Origin of the sequence: Stenotrophomonas sp. SAU14A_NAIMI4_8 (genome assembly GCF_003086695.1) — a bacterium.
Taxonomy (GTDB): domain Bacteria; phylum Pseudomonadota; class Gammaproteobacteria; order Xanthomonadales; family Xanthomonadaceae; genus Stenotrophomonas.
In genome coordinates this window covers 3,620,541-3,641,604 of sequence record NZ_CP025999.1, presented here as the reverse complement: position 1 = coordinate 3,641,604, position 21,064 = coordinate 3,620,541, and the positions used below count along the sequence as shown (strand labels likewise).

Here is a 21,064-nt window from a genome sequence, read left to right as displayed (position 1 = left end):
TTCGATGCGCCGATTGACCGTGGTGCAGTTGCTGCCGGCGCTGCACTCCGGCGGCGTCGAGCGTTCCACCCTTGAAATCGCCGCCGCCCTGGTGGCGGCCGGCCACCGTGCGCTGGTGGTGTCCGCCGGCGGGCGCCTGGTGCAGCCGCTGCTGGACAGCGGTGCCGAGCACCTCACGCTGGATATCGGCCGCAAATCGCTGCTGACCCTGCGCCACATGCCGACCCTGCGCCGCCTGTTCGCCGAAGTGGGCGCGGACATCGTGCATGCGCGCTCGCGCCTGCCGGCCTGGCTGGGCCTGTACGCGATCCGTGCATTGCCGGCCGCGCAGCGCCCGCGCTGGGTCACCACCGTGCATGGCCTGAATTCGCCCAGCCGCTACAGCGCGGTGATGACCAGCGGCGAACGCGTGATCTGCGTGTCCAATACCGTGCGCGAGTATGTGCACACCCATTACCCGACGGTTCCCGACGCGCGCCTGCAGGTGATTCCGCGCGGCGTGGACGTGGGCCAGTTCCCGCGCGTGGCACGTGCCGATCGTCGCCCACGCCTGGCCCTGGCGGCCGATTACCCGTGGCTGGCGCAGGTGGACGGCCCGCTGCTGCTGCTGCCGGGGCGCGGTACGCGGCTGAAAGGCCATGCGCACGCGCTGCAGTTGCTGGCCGACCTGCGTGCCGCCGGCGTGCCGGCGCAGTTGTGGATGCTGGGCACCGATGAGCCCGGCCGCGAAACCTATGTCGCCGGTCTGCGCGCGCAGGCGGCCGCACTGGGTATTGCCGAGGCCGTGCACATCAGCGTGCCCACCGCGCGCATCGCCCAGGCCTACGCCGCCAGCGATCTGGTGCTGCAGTTGTCGGACAAGCCCGAAGCGTTCGGCCGCACCGTGGTCGAGGCCCTGTCGGTCGGCCGCCCGGTACTGGGCTGGAACCACGGCGGCGTAGGCGAACTGCTGCAGCAGCTGCAGCCGTCGGGCGCGGTGCCGCTGGGCGATGCGCAGGCCCTGCGTGAACGCGCGCTGGACCTGCTGGCACAACCGCCGTCGTTGCCGGGGCGGATCCCGTTTACCCTGCAGGCCATGCAGCGTGACACCCTTCGCCTCTATGCCGACCTTGCCGGCTGACCCCACGCCGGCCCTGCGCGACGATCGCGCCGGGCGCTGGGCGCCGTGGTGGGTGCTGGCCTACGTGGCGCTGTGGCCGCTGCCGGGCATCGCCGAAACCGTGCTCGGCCTGGGTGCGCTGTACGCCGCCGCGCGCATGGTGCTGCGCCGGCTGCAGCACCGGCCGCATCTGCTCAGCCCTGCCGCGTGGGCTCTGACCTCCATCCTGTTCCTGGGCTATTGGCTGCCGCAGGCGTTCTCGGCGCTGGATGCCATCGATCCGTCGGCGGCCTGGACCAAGGCCGCCGCCGGCCTGCGCTATCTGCCTTTCATGTGGCTGGTGGCCATTGCCGTGGCCACCCCGCAGCGGCGTCGGCTGACGCTGGGTGGGCTGGCGCTCATCACCGGGCTGTGGACCGTGGATGCGCTGGTGCAGGCGCTGGCCGGCAGCAGTCCGTGGTTCTGGTCGCTGGACCAGTTGAAGCATGTGGTCAGCGGGCACGGCCTGTGCCCGGCCGATGAAGTCGTGCTGGCCGACCGTCTGAGTGGTGCGCTGGGGCCGTGCAACCTGAAGTTCGGCCAGGTGCTGGCCAGCCTGTCACCGTTCCTGCTGCTGCCACTGGCCCGCCGTTTCGGCCATGCCGGCTGGCTGCTGGGCGCGGCCGCGCTGGGCGTCGTGCTGCTGCTGGCGGGCTCGCGCGCGTCCTGGGTCACCTTTGGCCTGGTGCTGGTGTACAGCGGCCTGCGCCAGTTCGGTTGGAAGCGCCTGCTGCTGTTGTCGCTGGCCGGCCTGCTGGGCGCGGCCGCGTTGACCGCCAGCGTGCCGCAGCTGCGCGAGCGCGTGGCGCGCACCGCCATGGCCTGGGATGGCGCCGACGATGGTGTGGACCAGGCGCTGTCCGGCCGCGCGCGCATCTGGTCGGCGGCGGCGTGCATGATCGAAGAACACCCGATCAACGGCGTGGGCGCGCGCGGTTTCCGCGATGCCTATCCCGCGTGCGTGCACGAGCAGGCACCCGCCGTATGGGGCGCCGAGCCGGCCCTGCACGCCCATCAGATCGTGCTGGAAATCCTCGCCGAAACCGGCGTGCTGGGCCTGCTGCTGTGGCTGGCGGCCGTGGCCCAGGCATGGCGCGCCTGGCGCTTCGCCCCGGCCGCCGCGCGTGAGCGCGCGCGCCCGGCCATGCTGGCCCTGGCCGTCACCGTGTTTCCCTTGAACACCCACCTGGCGGTCTATTCCACCTTCTGGGGCGGGGTTACCGTGCTGCTGGCGGCGCTGTTCGTCGGCACGCTGCTGGCGCGTGAACCGGACGATCCGCCCAACGCGATGTAATCGCCCACCCACCCCACGCGCAGGTAGATCCACGCCATGCGTGGATGGCGCTTTCCCGACCCAACCTCGGGCAACTCCCCAATACCCCTGCTGACCTCGGCAGCGCAGGCTGTGGTCATGGCCAGCCCCAGACTCCGCTACGGCCGTTACTCCCGCACCGGCAACGTGTACGTTCTGACCACGGTCACCGTGCGCCGTGAACCCTTGTTCGCCGACGCTGCCAACGTGGCGGTCCTGGTCGATGCACTGCGCTTCGTGGAGCGCGTCGGCATCAGCCACAGCCTGGCCTGGGTGGTGATGCCCGACCACGTGCATTGGTTGATGGAGCTGCAGAAGGGCACCCTGGCCGAGTGCATGTCCCTGCTTAAATCCCGCAGCAGCCGCCTGTTGAACCAGCAGCTGGGCCGGCGCGGTGCGCTATGGCAGCACGGCTACCACGACCACGCGGTGCGCAGCGATGAGTCACTTCACGAGAAGGCCATGTACATCCTGGCCAACCCGGTCCGTGCAGGCTTGGCGTGCGAGGTGGGGGAGTACGCTCACGCATGGTGCCGTTGGCCGTTGTAATCCGGTGGCGTCGCGCGGAAATCATCCACGCATGGCGTGGATCTACTGCACCTCATTCCACGCCACGCGTGGATGCAGCATTCCCGCCGATGCCCGTAGATCCACGCCATGCGTGGATGCAGCATTCCCCGGTTATTTGTAAAAATCGCTGCGGCCGCCGGGCTGGCGCTTGAACCGGCGGTGGATCCACAGGTACTGGTCGGGGGCTTCGCGCACCATCTGTTCGATGGCCTGGTTCACCCGCGTGGTATCGGCTTCCACGTCTTCACTGGGGAAGTTCTCCAGCGGCGCGCCGATCTTCAGGAAATACTTTCCGCCTTCGCGACGGTGGAAGTAGGGGATGACCGCGCAGCCGGTCATGCGCGCAAACTGGTGGGTGGCGGTGATGGTGGCCGCGGTATGGCCGAAGAACGGCACGAACACGGTGTCCTTGCCGCGCATGTCCTGGTCGGGGGCATACCACAGGAAGCCGCCCTTCTTCAGATGACGCACGGTGGCACGGATGTCCTCGTTGGCATACATCGCCTTGGCATAGCGCAGGCGGCCGAACTTCACCGCCCATTCGTACACCGGGTTCTTGTGCTTGCGGTACATGCCCGACAGGTCCACGTGGTCGCACAGCAGGCGCCCACACATTTCCAGGGTCATGAAGTGGCCCGACACCAGCAGCACGCCACGGCCTTCGGCCTGCATCTGCTTCAGGTGTTCCAGGCCTTCGATCTGCACCTGCGGGCGGATGCTGTCGATGCTGCCCCACCAGGAGCGCGCACATTCGAAGATGCCCACGCCCAGCGCGTCGAAGCTGTCGCGCACCAGGCGGTTGCGCCAGGCCTCGTCCTTTTCCGGGAAGCACAGCTTCAGGTTCACCTCGGCGGCACGGCGGCGGCTGCCGAGCAGGCGCCAGGTGATCCAGCCAACCCCGCGCCCCAGCGCGCGCTGCAGGAACCACGGCAGGCGGGCAATGCCGAATGCGGCAAACATCGCCGCGAACATCGGCCAGTTGCGGGGATCGGCCAGGGACGGGCGGATGGCGGTAGAGGCATCGGACATGCCGCCATTCTACCAACCCCGCCGCGTGTCTTTCCCGGGGGCGTCCCGTATCCTTGCCGCATGCGCAAAGACCCTGTCGAATGGATCCTGCGCGGCCTGTATTCGGCCGTGCTCTACATCCTGCTGCCGATCACCGTGTACCACCTGGTGTGGCGGGGCTTCCGGGTCCGCGAATACTTCCGGCGCTGGGATGAACGCTATGCCTCCTACCCGCAGCCGACCGGCCAACCCCGGGTCTGGCTGCACGCGGTATCGGTGGGCGAAGTCAACGCGGCCGCGCCGCTGGTGAACGCGCTGCGCCAGCAGCGCCCGGACATCCGCTGGGTCATCACCACGATCACGCCTACGGGCTCCGAGCGCGTGCGCGCGCTGTGGGGCGATGCGCTGGATCACGTTTACCTGCCGTACGACGTGCCCGGCAGCGTCAACCGCTTCCTCGGCCACTTCCAGCCCAGCCTGGCGCTGATCCTGGAAACCGAGCTGTGGCCGAACATGCTGTTCGGGTGCCGTGACCGCCGCATTCCCGTGTACATCCTCAACGCACGCCTGTCGGCGCGTTCGCTGCGCGGCTACCGCGTGCTGGCCGCGCTGATCCGCCGTGCCCTGCGCACCGTGACCTGCGTGGCCGCGCAATCGCAGGATGATGCCGCGCGCTTCGTGCAGCTGGGCGCCGCGCCGGAACAGGTGCAGGCACTGGGCAACCTGAAGTTCGACATTGCCACCCCGGAAGTGCAGCCCTTCATCGCCCAGTTCCACCAGCAGGTTCCGGCCCAGCGGCCGGTGTGGATCGCCGCCAGTACCCATGAGGGCGAGGAACAGGCGGTGATCGACCTGCACCGGCGGCTGCGCCAGCAGCATCCGGACCTGCTGCTGCTGTGGGCGCCGCGGCACCCCGAGCGCTTCCCGAAGGTGGAATCGCTGGCGCGCGAGCAGGGCTGGCGCGTGGCCACCCGGCGTGCGCAGCAGTGGCCGCAGGCCGATACCGACGTGTTCGTGATCGACACCCTGGGTGAGCTGATGCCGTTCTACGGCTGCGCCCAGGTGGCCTTCGTCGGCGGCAGCCTGCAGGCCATCGGCGGCCACAACCTGCTGGAGCCGGCGGCATTGGGCACGGCCGCCGTTACCGGCCCGCACCTGCACAACTTCGCGGAAATCTCGCGGCGCATGCGCGAGGCCGGTGCACTGCTGATCGGCGACGACGTGCAGGCCGTGGGCGACCATCTGCAGCACCTGCTGCAGGATCCGCAGGCCCGCGAAGACATGGCGCACGCCGGCTGCACGCTGGTCAGCAACGGTCGCGGCGCGCTGCAGCGCACCGTGGCGCTGGTGGAACCGCACCTGCCGCCGCCGCGCGACTGACCCGGCTCGGCGGTGTGCTGACGCAAACAGCCGCATAAAGCCTGCTTGATGGCCGAGGCGGTGTCGTAGCTGGCCTGCCTGCGCGGCCGTGCGCGTGCCTTCCATCACAGCGCGGTGCTTGCGCGCCGTTTCCCGATACCGCCGCGTCGTCGCCGCTGCCAGCCTGCTGTCGACCACGCTTGGTCGGCATCAAGGAAGCTTTCAATGAACGTCGATGGCGGCAGCACCGCGCGGGGCGGCGTGCGAACCGGCGCTGTACTGGGCACGGATCATCTACTGGTGCTTGCGCTGGCGCTGCTGGTGGGCGGCAGCGTGGTGGCGCTGGTGGGCCAGCACACCGCAGCGCAGGCCGGCCCGGCAATCGTGCTCAGCCTGTTGCTGGCAGCGCTGGGCGCGTGGCTGGTGCTGTGCAGCCTGCGTGATGCGCTGCGTGCGCAACCCGATGGCAGCGGTCTGCACGATCTGCTGCGGGCGGCCTGGGGCCAGCGCGTGGCCGATCTGCTGCTGCTGGCCCTGGTGCTGGAACTGACCGCCACTGTGGCCGGTGCTGCGCAGTCCGGTGCGCGCCATCTCTACGCGGTCGCGGCCACGATGGGCGTGGAGCCGCGGCAGTGGCTGCCCGTGCAGGTGGTCGCCGCCGTGCTGGTGCTGGCCACTGCGGCGATGGCGCTGCTGCGGCCGCGCCGCGCGGTGCTGCTGGCCTGTGCGCTGTTGACCCTCAAGTTTGGCATTGGTGCGCTGCTGCTGGTCCTGGCCGCGCGCCATGTGCATTACGCCCACTGGATTCCGTGGTTGCCCAGCGCGGTGGCCCCGTACCGCTTCGGTATGGGTGGGGTGGTCGCCGCCAGTGTGCCGCTGCTGGCGGTGTTTGCCAGCACGGGCCTGCTGCTGGTGCTGGCTCCGCTGGTCACCCGGCCGCGGCGGCAACTGGTCCTGGCCGTTGGCGTGGCGGTGCCGGCGGGCATGCTGTGGCTGATGGTGCTGGCGGCGCTGCAGTCGGGGCTGGTGGCGTTCCCGGCATTGGCCAGCACACGGCCGCTGTCGGTGGCCCTGCAGGGGGTCACGCAGCTGCAATGGCTGCTGCCGCTGCTGCCGGCCGCCGGTGCAGCCGGCCTGGCCGCGCTGCAGGTGGTACTGGTGCTGCTGGCGACAACGCTGTGCCTGCAGCGCTGGCCGGGCAGCGGCGAGCGCCATCGGGTACAGCGCGCCGCAGTCATCGCATGGCTGGGCACCGGGGCGGCGCTGCTGGCGGTGTGGCTGCCCGAAGGGTTGCTGCCCAGCCTGCCGGGTCCGTTGGCGTTGATCGCGCTGGCGGCGGTCTGTGCGGGCCAGGTGAAGCAGTCCGGCGCGGCCCGGGTGCGTGCGCCGCTGGCCACCGCGCTGTGCCTGCTGCCGCTTCTGCAGCGGCTGTTCTAAGGGCGAGCAGCGTCGCACGGGCACAAAAAAACCACCCGTGAGGGTGGTTTTTCTGTGCGGCCAGCAACGCCTGCAATCAGCGCGTGGTGGTCGACGGGTTGCCCGCGTCCTGGGTCAGCAGGCGGTTGATGTCCTGCAGCTCGGCCACGTCCAGCGAACCCAGCGACTGGCTCAGCAGCAGGCGGTTCTGCAGGAAGGTGTAGCGGGCCTGGGCGTAATCCAGCTGCGCCGAGAACAGGATGCGCTGGTTCTGGATCACGTCCAGCACCGTGCGGGTACCCACTTCCAGGCCGACCTGCGAAGCGTCGTAGGCGCTCTGTGCCGAAACCACGGCCAGGCGGCGCGCTTCCACTTCGCTGATGCCCTGCACCAGGGTCTGGTAGGCATTGCGGGTGTTGCGGTCCAGCGCACGCTTCTGCTGTTCGTAGGTGTCCTGGGCGATATCACGCTGGGCCAGGGCCTGGCGCACGCCCGACTGGGTGGCACCGCCGGAGAAGATCGGCACGCTCAGGGTCAGGCCGATGCTGTTGGTGCGGGCATCGGGCGACAGCGAGCCGGCGCCGGTGCTGTCGCCCCAGGTCGCGCTCTTGCCCCAGCTGCCGCCCAGCGACAGGGTCGGGTAGTGACCGCCACGGGCCGCCTGCACGCCGGCTTCGGCGGCGCTGACCTTCAGTTCCTGCGCCTTCAGCGCCGGATTCTGGCCGCTGGCCTGGGTCACCAGTTCATCGATGTTGCCGCGGTTGGCCGGCACTTCCGGGCGGAAGTCGGCCGGCAGGCCGCGCAGGTTCACCACCGGCTGGCCGGTCAGCTCGGTCAGGGCCTGGTAGTTATCGGCCAGGGTGTTCTGCGCAACGATGGTGTTGGCGCGCGCCTGGTCGTACTGGGCGCGCGCTTCGTGCACGTCGGTGATCGGCGCCAGGCCCACTTCCAGGCGCTTGTCGGCGAAGTCGAACTGCTTCTTCGCGGCCGCTTCATTGGTCTGTGCGGCGGTCAGCGATTCGATCGCCACCAGCACGTTGAAGTAGGCCGCCGAGGTGCGCACGATCAGGCTGTCGTTGGCCGAATCGAGGGTGAAATCCGCCGCCTTGCTCAGCTCGCGCTGCGAACGCAGGTTGCTGATCTGGGTCCAGTTGAACAGCGTCTGGCTGCCATCGACCGTGTAGCTGCGGCGCTTGCTCATCACCGAACCGGAGTTGGCATCGGCATTGGCTTCGCTGCGCGTGCGGTTCAGCGCGGCGGTGCCGTTGATCTGCGGCAGCAGGGCAGCGCGTGCCTGCACGGCGCCTTCCTTGTCGTACAGCCGGGTCGATTCGGCAGCGGCCAGCTGCGGGTCACCGTTGCGCGCCATTTCGTAGACCTGCAGCAGGTCGGCGGCATGGGCAGACAACGGCAGCAGGGCAGTGGCCAGCGCAACAGCGAGGGATCGGCGGATCATTGCGGCTTCCTTGGACTCAGAGGTGGAACTGGGGTGCCGGGGCGGCACCGCGCAGGTAATCGATATCGGTCTCGAACAGCGATTCGGTGCTGCCGTCGGCCTTCACCAGCAGCGCTTCCATGGCCGGCGAACGGCCGTGGATCACGAACAGGCGACCGCCCGGACGCAGCCACGAGGCGAACTGTGACGGCACCACGTCCACTGCGCCAGTGACACAGATCACGTCGAAGCGGCGGTCGGTCTGCCAGGTCAGGGCATCGGCCACTTCAACCCGCACGTTGGTGCCCAGGCCGGAAGCGTCCAGGCGCGCGCGTGCAGCGGCGGCCAGTTCTGGGTCGATTTCCAGGCTCAGCACGTCGCGCGCCAGCGCGCCGATGCAGGCCGACAGGAAACCGCTGCCGGTACCGATCTCCAGCACTTCATCACCCGGCTGCAGATCCAGCGCCTGCAGGGTGCGGCCTTCGATCACCGGCTTCATCATCTTCTGGCCGTTGCCGATGGGCAGTTCGACATCGGTGTAGGCCAGCGCACGGCGCGCGTCGGCGACGAAGGCCTCGCGCGGCAGGCGGGCCAGGACGTCGAGCACCTTGATGTCCAGCACGTCCCAGGGACGGATCTGCTGTTCCACCATCAGTTCGCGGGCGTGGGCGTAATCAATCGTCATGAGGTTCAAATCCAGCGCAGTGGGCCGGCCATTTTACCGGTGCCGGAGGCCGGCGGCGCGCCCAGAGCATCAGCTGCCGGGTGGCCGGGGTCGCAGTGCCGGAAGTCATCGCGACCTCCGGTTCGTTCAGGTTGGTGCGTTTCAGTCGTTTCCGGCCCCTCGCGGGGCATAGGCGCGCAGGAAGAAATCGACGCTGGCGGCCACATGGGTCGTGGCGTCGGTCTCGGCCGGGGACAATGGCATGCCGCACATCATATGCATGTGCACCTCGCCCTTCACCAGGGTCAGGAACTGTTGCCCGGCCTGGGCAAAGTCGTCGATCTGCAGTTCGCCGCGCGCCGTGCGCGAGCGCAGGAACTCAGCCAGCGCCTCGCAGGTGCGCAGCGGGCCGGCCTGCCAGAACAGTTCGCGCAGGCGCGCGTCGGTTTCCGGCGCCATCATCACCCGCTGGATCGACAGCGCCGCGTCCGAAGTGATCAGCTCGAAGAAGGCGTGGCCAATGCCCAGCAGCTGGTCGCGCAGCGGGCCCTCGGCGTCGGCCACGAACAGCGCATCGGGCAGCATCTCGATGCACTTGGACTGCACCGCCTGCGAGAACAGGGTCTCTTTGTCGCCGAAATGGCTGTAAACGGTCAGCTTCGACACGCCGGCCTGGGCGGCGATGCTGTCCATGCTCACACCGCTGTAGCCCTGTTCGATGAACAGCACTTTGGCGGCTTCCAGGATGGCAGCGCGCTTGCCCAGGTCCTTCGGACGCCCGGGCCCGGCGGCCTTGGCAGTGGCCTTGGCCGACGGCTTGCGGGAAGTGGGGGAACTCATTGCCGTAATACTAGACCACGCGGTTCGATATTTATACTATACCGGCTGGTTCAATAATGTCCGTGGCGTAACAGAGTGTTGCCGCCGTGGTCCTCCGGATTTCCTTTCAGGTCGTATCGCCATGAAGAACATGCGTTGGTTGGGCGTAGGTGCGCTGGCCGTGGTGCTGGCAGCGTGTGGCAAGCAGGCGGCCGAGCCGGCGCCGGCCCTGCCGGTGCTGGTGGTCCACCCGGTCACCCAGGACGGGCAGGCGCCGGCGGCGTATCCCGGTGAGGTGCGTGCGCGCCAGGAAAGCCCGCTGTCGTTCCGGGTGGGCGGGAACCTGGTCAAGCGCCTCGTCGATGCCGGTGAACGGGTGAAGAAGGGCCAGCTGCTGGCCGAACTGGACGTGGCCGACTACGCCTCGCAGGCGGCGGCATCGCAGGCCCAGTTGGCGGCGGCCGAAGCCGACCTGGTGCGCGCCCGCGATGACCAGAAGCGCTACGCGACGCTGGCCGAAGACCAGTTGGTGAGCCGATCGGCGCTGGACCAGCAGACCGCTGCCTTCAAGGCGGCACAGGGACAGGCCAATGCCGCCCGGGCCAACCTGGCCGTGGCCCGCAACCAGGCCGAGTACGCGCAGCTGCGGGCACCGGCCGATGGCGTGATCGCCAGCCGCCAGGCCGAAGCCGGGCAGGTGGTCAGTGCCGGGCAGACGGTGTTCACCCTGGCCGCCGATGGCGGCCGCGAGGTGCTGATCGCCCTGCCGGAAAGCTCGATCCGCGACTACCAGGTCGGCCAGGCCGTGCAGGTGGAACTGTGGAACCGCCCCGGCCAGATGCTGCCCGGCACCCTGCGTGAGATCGCCCCGGCGGCCGACGCGCAGGCCCGCACCTACGCCACCCGCGTCAGCCTGGCGCCGGAAGCACTGAGCGAAGTGGAACTGGGCCAGAGCGCACGGGTGTTCGCCACGGCCGGCCGCAGCGGCACGCTGCAGTTGCCGCTGGCTGCGGTGCAGCGCGGCGCCGATGGCCAGGCCAGCGTCTGGGTGGTCAATCCGGCCACCGGCGCGCTGAAGGCGACGCAGGTGAAGGTCGGCGCCTACGGTGCGCAGGCCGTACCGGTGCTGTCCGGCGTAGCGGCGAGTGATTGGGTGGTGGCCGCCGGCGGTCATCTGCTGCGCGAAGGCCAGGTGGTGGCGCCGGTGGACCGGCAGAACCGCCCGGTGCTGGCACCGACTGCGCCCGCCGCCAAGGAACACTGAGCCATGCGCCGCTTCAATCTTTCCGAGTGGGCGCTGGGCAACCGCCCGCTGGTGCTGTTTGCCATGCTCGCCTTCGCCGTCATCGGCGCATGGTCGTACAAGCATCTGGGCCAGTCCGAAGATCCGCCGTTCACCTTCAAGGCGATGGTGGTGCGCACGATGTGGCCCGGCGCCACCGCCGAGCAGGTCTCGCGGCAGGTGACCGAGCCGATTGAAAAGGCACTGATGAACACCGGCGAATACGAGTTCATCCGTTCGTACTCGCGCCCGGGCGAATCGCAGGTGATCTTCATGGCCCGCGACAGCCTGCGCTCCAAGCAGATTCCCGATCTCTGGTACCAGGTGCGCAAGCGCGTGGGCGATATCCGCGCCACCTTGCCGCGCGAGATCGTCGGCCCGTTCTATAACGATGAGTTCGGCGATACCTTCGGCAACATCTACGCCTTGACCGGCGAAGGCTTCGATTACGCGGTGATGCGCGACTACGCCGACCGCATCCAGCTGGAACTGCAGCGCGTGCCCGACGTGGGCAAGATCGACCTGGTCGGCCTGCAGGACGAGAAGGTCTGGATCGAGCTGTCCAACACCAAGCTGGCCACGCTGGGCGTATCGCTGCAGCAGGTGCAGCAGGCCCTGGCCGACCAGAACGCGGTGACGGCCACCAGTTTCTTCGAGACCCCGAGCGACCGCGTGCAGCTGCGCGTGACCGGTCAGTTCGATTCCATCGAGGACATCCGCCGCTTCCCGATCCAGGCCGGCGAGCGCACCGTGCACCTGGGCGACATCGCCGAGATCAAGCGCGGCTTCGCCGACCCTGCCTCGCCGAAGATGCGCTTCATGGGCCAGGATGCGATCGGCCTGGCCGTGGCGATGAAGGACGGCGGTGACATCCTGAAGCTGGGCGCCACCCTGGATGCCGAGTTCGAGCGCCTGCAGAAAACCCTGCCGGCGGGCATGCAGCTGCGCAAGGTCTCCGACCAGCCGCATGCGGTGGAAGAGTCGGTGGGCGAGTTCGTGCAGGTGCTGACCGAGGCGGTGGTGATCGTGCTGCTGGTCAGCTTCTTCTCGCTGGGCCTGCGCACCGGCCTGGTGGTGGGCGTGACCATCCCGCTGGTGCTGGCGATGACCTTCTTCGTCATGCACTACTTCGACATCGGCCTGCACAAGATCTCGCTGGGCGCCCTGGTGCTGGCGCTGGGCCTGCTGGTGGACGATGCGATCATCGCGGTGGAAATGATGGCCACCAAGATGGAGCAGGGTTACGACCGCCTGCGTGCAGCCAGTTTCGCCTGGGAATCCACCGCGTTCCCGATGCTGACCGGCACCCTGATCACCGCGGCCGGCTTCCTGCCGATCGCCACCGCCGCGTCCAGTACCGGCGAATACACCCGCTCGCTGTTCCAGGTGGTGACCATCGCGCTGGTGGTGTCGTGGATCGCGGCGGTGCTGTTCATTCCCTATCTGGGCGACAAGATGCTGCCGGACCTGTTCAATCCGCAGCCGCCCAAGCCCGGCAGCCTGGCCGCGCGCTGGCATGCGCGCCGCCTGCAGTGGGCCGACCGCCATCCGGCGCTGGCGCGCTGGATCGTGCCCAAGCAGCACGACCACGACCATGATCCGTACCAGCGGCCGTTCTACACCCGCTTCCGTGCGTTCCTGGACCGTTGCCTGCGCCATCGCTGGTGGGTGATCGCCGCGACCATCGCGCTGTTCGTCGGGTCGCTGCTGCTGTTCCGCTTCGTGCCGCAGCAGTTCTTCCCCGATTCCACCCGCCCCGAGCTGATGGTGGACATCGAACTGGCCGAAGGCGCGTCGCTGGCCGCTACCCAGGCCCAGGCCGACAAGCTGGAAAAACTGCTGAAGGGGCGCGCTGGCATCAGCAACTACGTGGCCTACGTCGGCACCGGTTCGCCGCGCTTCTATCTGCCGCTGGACCAGCAGTTGCCGGCCACCAACTTCGCCCAGTTCGTGGTGCTTACCGACGATGCCAAGGCACGCGAAAGCACCCGCGACTGGATGCTGAAGGATTTGATCAAGCAGTTCCCGGACGTGCAGATGCGCGTGACGCGCCTGGAGAACGGTCCGCCGGTGGGCTATCCGGTGCAGATGCGCGTGTCGGGCGAACACATCGCCCAGGTGCAGGCCATCGCGCGCCAGGTCGAAGCCAAGGTGCGCGAGAACCCGCACGTGATGAACGTCAACCTGGACTGGAGCGAGCCGAGCAAGGTGGTGCGGCTGGTGATCGACCAGGACCGCGCGCGCGCGCTGGGGGTGAGCAGTGCCCAGGTCAGCCAGTTCCTCAGCAGTTCGCTGTCGGGCATGAGCGTGAGCACCTATCGTGAAGGCAACCGCCAGATCGAGATGCTGCTGCGTGGGCCGGACAACGAACGCGCGCAGCTGGACCTGCTGGGCAGCCTGGCGATTCCGACCAGCGGCGGCACCGCCGTCACCCTGTCGCAGGTCGCGCGGCTGGAGTACGCCTTCGAGGATGGCATCATCTGGCACCGCAACCGCCTGCCGACGGTCACCGTGCGGGCGGACATCAGCGATGGCATGCAGGCGTTGGATGTGGTGCAGCAGATCGTGCCGACCCTGGATGGCATCCGTGCCGGGCTGCCCAGTGGCTACCTGCTGGAAACCGGCGGTTCAGTGGAAGACTCCACCCGCGGCCAGGATTCGATCAAGGCCGGCATGCCGCTGTTCCTGATCGTGGTGGCCACGCTTCTGATGCTGCAGCTGCGCAGCTTCTCGCGTGCGGCCATGGTGCTGGTCACCGCACCGCTGGGCATCATCGGCGCCACGCTGTTCCTGCTGCTGTTCCGCGCACCGTTCGGCTTCGTCGCCCTGCTGGGCACGATCGCGCTGGCTGGCATGATCATGCGCAACTCGGTGATCCTGATTGATCAGATCCAGCAGGACATCGACGCCGGGCACGACCGCTGGCACGCGATCATTGACGCGACCGTGCGCCGCTTCCGTCCGATCGTGCTGACCGCGCTGGCCGCAGTGCTGGCGATGATTCCGCTGTCGCGCAGCGCGTTCTACGGCTCGATGGCGATCTCGATCATGGGCGGCCTGATCGTCGGCACGGTATTGACCCTGGTGTTCCTGCCGGCGCTGTACGCCGCCTGGTTCCGGGTGAAGCCGGACGAATCCGGGGCGTAATGCCCCGGGTTCCCGGGCCCCTGCCCTTGGTAGGTGCCAACCTTGGTTGGCACGGGTTGGGGCATCCACGCATGGCGTGGATCTACCGCATCCACGCATGGCGTGGATCTACTGCATCCACGCATGGCGTGGATCTACCGCATCCACGCATGGCGTGGATCTACTGCATCCACGCATGGCGTGGATCTACTGCATCCACGCATGGCGTGGATCTACTGGGCGGGGCATGGCGTGGTTATGCAGTAGAGCCACCCCATGGGTGGCTGCGCGCAATATCCGAAGAAGGCCGGATCAGGCCAGCTTGGCCAGCACCGCATCGGTGGCGGCCGCCGTGCTCACGGCCTGGCCCTTGGCGGCCAGGTCGGCGGTGAACACGCCGTCGTCCAGCACCGCATGCACGGCCGCTTCCACGGCGGCGGCTTCGGCTTCCAGCCCCAGCGAATGGCGCAGCAGCATCGCTGCGCTGAAGATCGTCGCGTAGGGGTTGGCGATGCCCTTGCCGGCGATGTCCGGCGCCGAGCCGTGGATCGGTTCGTAGATGCCGACCGCGCCCGGCTCACCCAGCGAGGCCGACGGCAGCAGGCCCAGCGAACCGGCCAACATCGAGGCTTCATCGGTGAGGATGTCGCCGAACATGTTCTCGGTCACGATCACGTCGTACTCGCGCGGCTTGGCCAGCAGGTGCATGGCCATTGAATCGACCAGCTGGTGTTCCAGGGCAACGTCCGGGAATTCCTCGCGGCCGATGCGCGCGGCCACGTCGCGCCACAGGCGCGAGGTTTCCAGCACGTTGGCCTTGTCCACCGAGGTGACCTTGCCACGCCGCTGCTGCGCCAGGCGGAAGGCGCTGCGCAGCACGCGCTCGATCTCGGCCACGGTGTAGCGGCACAGGTCGCTGGCACTGTCGGCATCGCGGGTCTTGTCGCCGAAGTAGATGCCGCCGGTCAGCTCGCGCACCACCACGAAGTCCACGCCCTGCAGTAGTTCGGCCTTGATCGGCGAGGCGTGCAGTGCGGCCTCATGGGTGCGCACCGGGCGCAGGTTGGCGTACAGGCCCAGCGCCTTGCGGATCGCCAGCAGGCCCTGTTCCGGGCGCACCTTGGCATTCGGGTCGGACCACTTCGGGCCACCCACGGCCCCCAGCAGCACCGCGTTCGCGGCCTCGCAGGCGGCCAGCGTCGCGGCCGGCAGCGGTTCGCCGTGGCGGTCGATGGCGATGCCACCGATATCGTGCTCGCTGAAGGTGAAGGTGTGGTTGAAGCGTTCGGCGACGGCCTTCAGGACGGCAACCGCGGCGGCGGCCACTTCCGGGCCGATGCCATCACCGGGCAGGACAACAATCTCAGCGTGCATGCTCACTCTCGTAACGTTCGATTTCAGGGACACGGCCCAACAGATACCCCAACTGGTCCACGCCTTCCAGCAGGCAGGTCTGCGAGAAGCCATCCAGCGGGAAGGAATACACCCGGCCATCGGGCGTGCGCAGCTCGCGCGCGGCCACATCGATGGTCAGTTCATCGTCCGGGCGCTGCATCAGCGCCTGCACGTCGGCCTCGTCCAGCACGATCGGCAGCAGGCCGTTCTTCAGCGAATTGCCGCGGAAGATGTCGGCGATCTCGCTGCTGACGATGGCGCGCAGGCCCAGGTCGGTCAGCGCCCACGGCGCATGTTCGCGCGAAGAACCGCAGCCGAAGTTGCGGCCCGCCAGCAGGATGCTGCGGCCGGCGTTGTGCGGCTGGTTGAAGGCGAAGTCGGCCACCGGCGAACCGTCGGCCTGCCAGCGCCAGTCATTGAACGCGTTGCGGCCCAGGCCGGCGCGTTCGGTGGTGGACAGGAACCGCGCCGGAATGATCTGGTCGGTGTCGATGTTGGTCTGCGCCAGCACCACGCTGGACGATGTCAGGGTACGGAAACCGGCCATCACGCCACCTCCTGTGCGAACAGTTCGCGGGTATCGGCTACCTGGCCCTTCACCGCGGCCCAGGCCGCGCTCATCGGCGAAGCCAGCAGGGTGCGCGAACCGGGGCCCTGGCGGCCCTCGAAGTTGCGGTTGCTGGTGCTCACGGCCAGCTGGCCGGGGGCTACCAGGTCACCGTTCATGGCGATGCACATCGAACAGCCCGGCTCGCGCCATTCGGCACCGGCGGCACGCACGATCTCGTGGATGCCTTCGGCCTCGGCCTGGCGCTTGACGATTTCCGAACCCGGCACCACCAGCATGCGCACGCCGTCGGCCACGTGGCGGCCACGCAGCACCTGCGCCACTTCGCGCATGTCGCTCAGGCGGCCGTTGGTGCAGGAGCCGACGAACACCACGTCCACCGGCGTACCGGCCAGGGCATGGCCGGGCTGGAAGTGCATGTAGTCCAGGCCCTTCTGCGCGGCGGCATCGTTGGCGGCCGGAATCGGCGCGTCCACCGCGATGGCGGTACCCGGGTGGGTGCCCCAGGTCAGGGTGGGGCGGATGTCGGCGGCATCGATGCGCACTTCGCTGTCGAAGCGTGCGCCGTCATCGCTGCGCAGCTGCTGCCAGCGCGCCACGGCGGCATCGAAGTCGGCGCCCTTGGGGCCGCGCGGGGTGTTGGCCACGAAGTCGAAGGTGACCTGGTCCGGGGCCACCATGCCGGCGCGCGCGCCGGCTTCGATGGACATGTTGCACAGGGTCATGCGCTGTTCCATGTCCATCGCTTCGATGGTGCTGCCACGGAACTCGATCACATGGCCGGTGCCACCGTTCACGCCGATCACGCCGATGATGTGCAGGACCACGTCCTTGGCACCCACGCCCGGCGCCAGCGCGCCGTCGACGGTGATTGCGAAGGTCTTGGCCTTGCGCTGCAGCAGGCACTGGGTGGCCAGCACGTGGCCCACTTCGCTGGTGCCGATGCCGAAGGCCAGCGAGCCGAACGCACCGTGGGTGGAGGTGTGGCTGTCACCGCAGACGATGGTCATGCCCGGCTGGGTGAAGCCCTGTTCGGGCGCGATGACGTGGACGATGCCGCGGTTGTCCGAGGCCATGTCGAACAGTTCGATGCCGTACTCGGCGCAGTTGCGCGCCAGGGTGGCCACCTGCGCTTCGGAGGCGGCGCTGGCATAGGGCAGCTTGCCGTCGGCACCGGCCGGCAGGGTGGGGGTGGAATGGTCCATCGTCGCCTTGGTGCGGTCCGGGCGGCGCGGCGCCAGGCCGCGCGCGCGCAGCTCGGTGAAGGCCTGCGGCGAGGTGACCTCGTGGATCAGGTGCAGGTCGATGTACAGCACGGCGGGGGCGCTGTCGGATTCGGGAACCACCACGTGGGCGTCCCACAGTTTGTCGTACAGGGTGCGGGGTGCGGAAGTCATGCGTATGCCTGGCAGAAGTACGAGATAGCGAACATCAGTAAAGAGTATGAAACGGTCAAGTCAGCGACGGCGGGCGAGCACGCGCAGGCGCACGTAGTCGGCCAGCGGCTGGCCAGCGGCGTCACGCGGCAGGTCGTTCAGAAGGGCCGCCGCGGCGTCGCGCACGGTGGCGCGGGCGTCGGCCGGCAGGTCGTCCAGCAGCGGTGCGGCGAACACCCGCAGCCAGCCGGCCACGCCGGTCGGCAGTGCGGTGGGGCGTGGCGTGGTTTCGATCAGCTGCACCTGGAAGCCGTGCTGGCGCAGGCGATCGGCGTAGCTGTCAGCGGTCGGGAAGTACCACTGGAACGCGCTGGCGCCGTGGCCGTGGGCCACGCGCGCGGCCTGCACTGCGGCGATGATCGTGGCCACGTTGCCATGGCCGCCGAATTCGGCGACGAAGCGGCCGCCCGGGCGCAACGCCCGGCGGACGCCTTCCAGCACGCGGTCGGGGTTGCCCATCCAATGCAGCGCAGCGTTGCTGAACACCGCATCGAATTCACTGTCGAAGGCCAGCGCGTGGCCGTCCATCACCTGCGCATCGACGCCGCGCGCGCGGGCGGCGATCACCAGCTCGGGCGAGGCATCCACGCCGCGCAGGCGGGCGCCGCTCAGTGCCAGTTCGGTGGTGAGCACGCCATCGCCACAGCCCAGGTCCAGGATGCGCTCGCCGGCGCGCGGGTCGAGCAGGCGCGCAACCGCACCGCCGAGCAGCGGCACGAAGCCGGCGTCGATCGCATAGTCCTGGGCATTCCACTGCTGGCCGGCCGAGGCCGGGGTGGGGGTGTCGAAGGCGCTCATCTCACAGTCCTCAGGCGGTGGCGGGGGTAGCAGTTTCGGCGGTGCTGGCGGCGGCCTGGCGCTGGCGCAGCAGGCGGTTGGCTACATCCAACCAGGCCAGTGCCGAGGCTTCGATGATGTCCTTGCTGGTGCCGGTGCCGTCGTACTCGATGCCTTCGTGGCGCACGCTCAGGTTGGCCTCGCCGCGCGCATCGGCGCCGATGCCCACGCTGTGCACCTGGTAGCTGTCCAGCATCAGCTGCACGCCGGTGGCGGCCGACAGCGCGCCGAACAGGGCGTCGACCGGGCCATCGCCCTGCGCGGTCTCGGCCACGCGGTTGCCTTCCGGATCGGACAGTTCCACCAGGGCGTTGGCGCGGCTGCCGACATCGCTGATGGTCATCGAAGCCAGGCGATAGCCCTGCGCGTTGGACCCGCCCTGCATCAGGGTCTGCAGATCGGCATCGGTTACCACGCGCTGCTGCTCGCACAGGCCCTTGAACTGCTCGAACACCAGCTTCAGCTCGTCTTCTTCCAGCCAGAAGCCCAGCGCACGCAGGCGCGACTCCACGGCGGCGCGGCCGCTGTGGCGGCCCAGCACCATCTGCGAATCTTCCCAGCCCACGTCTTCCGGACGCATGATTTCGTAGGTGCCGCGGTGGCGCAGCATGCCGTGCTGGTGGATGCCCGATTCATGGGCGAAGGCATTGGCGCCCACAATGGCCTTGTTGCGCTGTACCGGCATGCCGACCAGGCGCTGCAGCAGCTGCGAGGTGCCGACGATGCGCGGGGTGTTGATGGCGGTGTCCTGCTCGTAGAACGCCTGGCGCACCTTCAGCGCCATGGTGATCTCTTCCAGCGAGCAGTTGCCGGCGCGCTCGCCGATGCCATTGATCGTGCACTCGACCTGGCGTGCGCCGCCTTCGACGGCGGCCAGCGAGTTGGCCACGGCCAGGCCCAGATCGTTGTGGCAGTGCGCGCTGAAGATCACGTTGGCCGCGTTGGGGACATCGGCCACGCCGGCGATCACCTGCTGGAACATCGCGCGGATTTCTTCCGGGGTGGTGAAGCCCACGGTGTCGGGCAGGTTGATGGTGGTGGCACCGGCGGCGATGGCCACCCGCGAGACCTCGATCAGATAATCCAGCTCGGTACGGGTGGCATCTTCGGCGGAGAACTCCACGTCGTCGATGTACGAGCGCGCCAGGGTCACGTGCTTGCGCACCGATTCCAGCACCTGCTCGCGGGTCATGCGCAGCTTGTGTTCGCGGTGCAGCGGGCTGGTCGACAGGAACACGTGCAGGCGCGGGTTGGCCGCAGCTTCCAGGGCGCGCGCCGAGGTTTCGATGTCGGCCTGCAGGCAGCGCGACAGCACGGCCAGGGTCAGGCTGGGGCGGCGCAGCTCACGGCCGATCAGGGCCATCGCTTCGCGGTCGGACTGCGAGCTGGCCGGGAAGCCGGTCTCGATGATGTCCACGCCCAGTTCGTCCAGCGCACGCGCCATCACCAGCTTCTGCGGCGGGCTCATGCTGCAGCCGGGGGACTGCTCGCCGTCACGCAGGGTGGTGTCGAAGATGCGGATGCGCGGGGTGGTAATTCGTTCGATGGTGGTCACAGGGAAATCTCCTCGACAGCGGGCGTTGCGGCTTGCAGGTGGGAAGGGGAAGGGGAAGCGGTGGAGACGCTGGCCTTGGCGGGCGAGCGCGGTGGCGTTCGGTTGGCGTCGGTGCGGCGCCTGCGCGGTTTGCGCGGCGGCCGCGGGCGGATATCAGTGAGCAGGCCGGCCAGGACACCGGCGTCGATGTTGCCGCCGGACACCACCGCACACTTGCGGCGGCCGGCCACGCGGCGCCCGGCGGCCAGCGCCAGCGCACCGGCGCCTTCGGCGATGATGTGTTCTTCCAGCGCCAGCCGCACCAGCGTCTCGCGCAGTTCGGCTTCGCGCACGATCACCACGTCGTCCAGCAGCGAGCTGCACAGGCGGCGGGTCAGGAAGCCGGGAATCTTCACCCGCACACCGTCGGCCAGCGATGGCACCGGTGCGATCTCGCGCACGTCCCCGCTGATAGCGCGGGCCATGGAATCCACGCCCTCGACCTGCGCGCCGATCACGCGCACGCCCTGCGATTTCAGTGCCAGCGCTACGCCGGACGCCAGGCCACCGCCGCCGATCGGCACGATCACTACATCCATGGCGTGGGGGGCCAGTTCGATGCCGACCGTGCCCTGGCCGGCGATCACGTCGGCATCGTCGAACGCCGACAGGAAACGGTAGCCGTGGCGCTGCGCCAGTTCCACGGCGAACGCATAGGCCTCGTCATAGCTGTTGCCGTGCTGGCGCACGGTGGCGCCCCAGTGGGCGACGCCGGCGATCTTGGTGGCCGGTGCGCCGTGCGGCATCACGGTGATCGCCGGCACGTCCAGGCGGTAGGCGGCCCAGGCCACGCCCTGGGCATGGTTGCCGGCCGAGGCGCAGATGACCGGCCGGGTATCACCGCGTTCGCGGCCGGCCAACAGCGCGTTCAGCGCACCACGCACCTTGTAGGAGCCGGTGCGCTGCAGGTTCTCCAGCTTCAGCCAGGTACCGAAGCGTTCGGCATGGTGCAGCGGGGTAGGCGGCAGGAAGCGGCGCAGGCGGGCCTGCGCAGCCAGAACGTCGGCAACGCTTACGTCGCCGACATCGCTTTCGGTGCTGGCATCAGCGGCCGGCATGGGCCACCTGCGGGCGGCGGCACGGCGCCGCATGCGCGCACGGGCGG

Annotated in this window: 17 protein-coding genes; 7 read left to right on the top strand and 10 right to left on the bottom strand. The window is 68.8% G+C overall.

Annotation, left to right across the window (positions count from 1 at the left end):
• Positions 1 to 4 precede the first annotated feature (4 nt).
• From C1930_RS16525 to C1930_RS16515, 3 genes are all read left to right on the top strand, one after another.
• Complete coding sequence (locus C1930_RS16525) at positions 5 to 1,120, top strand: glycosyltransferase (RefSeq protein ID WP_108757111.1); 1,116 nt, start codon at positions 5 to 7, stop codon at positions 1,118 to 1,120.
• Positions 1,101 to 2,432 carry an O-antigen ligase family protein gene (locus tag C1930_RS16520; protein WP_108772212.1) on the top strand — a complete coding sequence of 444 codons (1,332 nt, stop codon included), beginning with the start codon at positions 1,101 to 1,103 and terminating at the stop codon, positions 2,430 to 2,432. Before C1930_RS16525 ends, C1930_RS16520 begins: the two co-directional genes overlap by 20 nt.
• Before the next feature lie 117 nt (positions 2,433 to 2,549).
• Positions 2,550 to 2,999, top strand: coding sequence for a transposase (locus C1930_RS16515; protein ID WP_108772211.1), 450 nt, complete (start codon positions 2,550 to 2,552; stop codon positions 2,997 to 2,999).
• 132 nt (positions 3,000 to 3,131) lie between these two features.
• Here C1930_RS16515 and C1930_RS16510 read toward each other — a convergent pair whose 3' ends face one another.
• A complete protein-coding gene (locus C1930_RS16510; protein WP_108757108.1) occupies positions 3,132 to 4,049 on the bottom strand; it encodes an LpxL/LpxP family Kdo(2)-lipid IV(A) lauroyl/palmitoleoyl acyltransferase in 918 nt (305 codons plus the stop codon).
• 60 nt (positions 4,050 to 4,109) lie between these two features.
• Here C1930_RS16510 and waaA point away from each other — a divergent pair, with 60 nt between their 5' ends.
• Together waaA and C1930_RS16500 are read left to right on the top strand one after the other, a co-directional pair.
• Entirely contained in the window at positions 4,110 to 5,408 is a 1,299-nt protein-coding gene (waaA, locus tag C1930_RS16505; RefSeq protein ID WP_108757107.1) for a lipid IV(A) 3-deoxy-D-manno-octulosonic acid transferase, read from the top strand.
• 204 nt (positions 5,409 to 5,612) lie between these two features.
• A complete protein-coding gene (locus C1930_RS16500; RefSeq protein WP_108757106.1) occupies positions 5,613 to 6,824 on the top strand; it encodes an amino acid transporter in 1,212 nt (403 codons plus the stop codon).
• Positions 6,825 to 6,900: 76 nt separating this feature from the next.
• Here C1930_RS16500 and C1930_RS16495 read toward each other — a convergent pair whose 3' ends face one another.
• The 3 genes from C1930_RS16495 to C1930_RS16485 form a co-directional block, all read right to left on the bottom strand.
• Positions 6,901 to 8,259, bottom strand: coding sequence for a TolC family outer membrane protein (locus C1930_RS16495; RefSeq protein ID WP_108754088.1), 1,359 nt, complete (start codon positions 8,257 to 8,259; stop codon positions 6,901 to 6,903).
• Between the two features lie 16 nt (positions 8,260 to 8,275).
• Positions 8,276 to 8,923 (bottom strand): protein-L-isoaspartate O-methyltransferase, encoded by a 648-nt coding sequence (locus C1930_RS16490; RefSeq protein WP_108750596.1) that lies wholly within the window; start codon positions 8,921 to 8,923, stop codon positions 8,276 to 8,278.
• Between the two features lie 141 nt (positions 8,924 to 9,064).
• The gene (locus C1930_RS16485) at positions 9,065 to 9,742 is read right to left on the bottom strand and encodes a TetR/AcrR family transcriptional regulator (RefSeq protein WP_108750597.1); all 678 of its coding nucleotides are present in this window, start codon (positions 9,740 to 9,742) and stop codon (positions 9,065 to 9,067) included.
• A 121-nt stretch (positions 9,743 to 9,863) separates the two neighbouring features.
• Between C1930_RS16485 and C1930_RS16480 the strand changes: the two genes are divergently transcribed.
• Positions 9,864 to 10,985, top strand: coding sequence for an efflux RND transporter periplasmic adaptor subunit (locus C1930_RS16480; RefSeq protein ID WP_108772210.1), 1,122 nt, complete (start codon positions 9,864 to 9,866; stop codon positions 10,983 to 10,985).
• Between the two features lie 3 nt (positions 10,986 to 10,988).
• The gene (locus tag C1930_RS16475; RefSeq protein WP_108772209.1) at positions 10,989 to 14,150 is read left to right on the top strand and encodes an efflux RND transporter permease subunit; all 3,162 of its coding nucleotides are present in this window, start codon (positions 10,989 to 10,991) and stop codon (positions 14,148 to 14,150) included.
• A gap of 291 nt (positions 14,151 to 14,441) precedes the next feature.
• Here the strand turns inward: C1930_RS16475 and leuB are convergent, their stop codons facing one another.
• From leuB to C1930_RS16445, 6 genes are read right to left on the bottom strand one after another with little or no spacing between them, the layout of a single operon-like run.
• On the bottom strand, positions 14,442 to 15,503 hold the full coding sequence (leuB, locus tag C1930_RS16470) for a 3-isopropylmalate dehydrogenase (protein ID WP_108757103.1): 1,062 nt from the start codon (positions 15,501 to 15,503) through the stop codon (positions 14,442 to 14,444).
• Complete coding sequence (gene leuD / locus C1930_RS16465) at positions 15,493 to 16,071, bottom strand: 3-isopropylmalate dehydratase small subunit (RefSeq protein WP_006390726.1); 579 nt, start codon at positions 16,069 to 16,071, stop codon at positions 15,493 to 15,495. Before leuD ends, leuB begins: the two co-directional genes overlap by 11 nt.
• A complete protein-coding gene (gene leuC / locus C1930_RS16460) occupies positions 16,071 to 17,489 on the bottom strand; it encodes a 3-isopropylmalate dehydratase large subunit (protein WP_108757102.1) in 1,419 nt (472 codons plus the stop codon). Before leuC ends, leuD begins: the two co-directional genes overlap by 1 nt.
• A gap of 60 nt (positions 17,490 to 17,549) precedes the next feature.
• Positions 17,550 to 18,326: a class I SAM-dependent methyltransferase gene (locus C1930_RS16455; protein ID WP_108757101.1), complete on the bottom strand. Its 777-nt coding sequence runs from the start codon at positions 18,324 to 18,326 to the stop codon at positions 17,550 to 17,552.
• A 10-nt stretch (positions 18,327 to 18,336) separates the two neighbouring features.
• On the bottom strand, positions 18,337 to 19,920 hold the full coding sequence (locus C1930_RS16450) for a 2-isopropylmalate synthase (RefSeq protein WP_108757100.1): 1,584 nt from the start codon (positions 19,918 to 19,920) through the stop codon (positions 18,337 to 18,339).
• On the bottom strand, positions 19,917 to 21,017 hold the full coding sequence (locus tag C1930_RS16445) for a threonine dehydratase (RefSeq protein ID WP_108757099.1): 1,101 nt from the start codon (positions 21,015 to 21,017) through the stop codon (positions 19,917 to 19,919). Before C1930_RS16445 ends, C1930_RS16450 begins: the two co-directional genes overlap by 4 nt.
• Between the last annotated feature and the right edge of the window lie 47 nt (positions 21,018 to 21,064).